Source organism: Bacillus sp. FG16 (assembly GCF_057809515.1).
In genome coordinates this window covers 1-1598 of record NZ_JBMDKC010000238.1, presented here as the reverse complement: position 1 = coordinate 1598, position 1598 = coordinate 1, and the positions used below count along the sequence as shown (strand labels likewise).

Genomic DNA, 1598 nt, shown 5'->3' with positions numbered 1-1598 from the left:
CTTAACGAATTAAATGTCTCTGTTTCATGTGTCTATTTTCTTGACATAACACCAATAAAGATCCAATTGAGACTCTTATGAAGTTATCGCCTAAAAGATTTGATTTTCAAGAGGGATTGTATGCATTTAAACAGCGGTGTGATGCAGAAGAAGTAAGCATGAAAATGATGAATGTAATTGAAAAGTTTCTAGAAAAAGAGAGTGCAATCTATGCTCAGATTTAAATGTATATTGGGAGGGGATTCAGATGGCAAATTATAATATCCCGAAGGAAATACGAACAGAACTAAAGATTAACAAAGCATTATTTTTATTTGATTTACTCTTTATTATTGGACTTGTGGTTTTCACCATGACAACGAAACCTTTGGTTCATCCCATGTTTCAAATTCCATATTATATTTTTATGTTGATAGTAGGAGTGATTTTGATTGTTCGTCCAAATACAAATCCACAAAAAAGGATGTTTGAGGCATTGTTCATTGCGTTAGCTAGAAAGCGTTCTACGTATTGTGCAATTGACCAGGAACAAGACTGAAGGAGGAAATGGGATGGCAGTATTCAATGAAAAAGAAATGAATAGACAGGTAGAAAAGAAGAGCGAAACCCAATATTCCCCCCAACCACTAAAACAAGAAAAGAAACCAGGCGAGGTAGTGAAAATAAAAGGATTTCAAGAAAAGAAAGAAACGCAATCTGTCGTTTCTCCTTTGAGAGAAGAAGTCGTGCCGGTGAAGAAAACAAAGAAGAATATGATGCAACATTTAGGAAATAAGAAGCAAGAGATTGTACAAAAAACAGCGAAGATTGACGAGGCTTCGGGAAGACAAGGGAAGAAGGAAAAAGAGAAAAAAGTAAAAAAGGCTAAAAAGAAAGAAAAACCACCTCATATTAAAAAGAGTATTGCAGAGATTATCCCAATTATTGATATCAAAGCAAATGGTGTTTTTGAATTTCGGGAAGAACAAGGTTTTGTAGATATCTTGCAGATCCAGGGAACAGATATTTACTCCCTGAACGAGGAGGAAGCAGAATTTGCGATTTATCACCTTGCACACTATTACCAATCGTATCAAGAGTCCATCAAAATTGTATCCATGAACTTTCCCGTTTCTACAGAACCGCAACAACGTTTTCTACTCAAGAAAATTGAAGCATGTCAGAATCCATTATACGAGCGTTTCCTCGTACAAAAATTGAAAGAACTTCAGTATTTAGAATGGGGGCGCACAAATCGTGAGTACTTTTTATTTGTATATGGTGAAAGTGAATTTGTTGTAAAAGAACGGGTGGATTCTTCCAAAAGGTACTTGCAACGATGCATACCATTATTAGAAATGGAAGAGGAAAAGAAAATAGAAATTCTATATAAATTGCATAATCAAAACTCGAAAATTGGTTCGAAAAAATAAGGAGAGATAATATGAAGTGACCACCTAGATTATCAAGTCAGGGATTTTAACCCATAATAATGAATGAAAACAAACATCATGAATGGGGTTATACCCTATGATAATAGGAGGCCACTATGGAAAATATAATATATATTGGGATGGATGTCCACAAGGAAAGTTTTAGCTTATGTGCATTGCACGGAA

General features: G+C 34.9%; 3 protein-coding genes. All 3 read left to right on the top strand.

The genetic code is table 11. The annotated features are described in order from the left end of the window. The first annotated feature begins 77 nt into the window (after positions 1 to 77). From ACODS7_RS31890 to ACODS7_RS31880, 3 genes are read left to right on the top strand one after another with little or no spacing between them, the layout of a single operon-like run. The gene (locus ACODS7_RS31890; protein ID WP_488828565.1) at positions 78 to 224 is read left to right on the top strand and encodes a hypothetical protein; all 147 of its coding nucleotides are present in this window, start codon (positions 78 to 80) and stop codon (positions 222 to 224) included. 23 nt (positions 225 to 247) lie between these two features. Then, positions 248 to 538, top strand: a complete 291-nt coding sequence (locus tag ACODS7_RS31885) for a DUF5592 family protein (protein WP_097906518.1) — start codon at positions 248 to 250, stop codon at positions 536 to 538. Positions 539 to 551: 13 nt separating this feature from the next. Next, complete coding sequence (locus ACODS7_RS31880) at positions 552 to 1412, top strand: TraC-like domain-containing protein (protein WP_488828563.1); 861 nt, start codon at positions 552 to 554, stop codon at positions 1410 to 1412. Positions 1413 to 1598 lie beyond the last annotated feature (186 nt).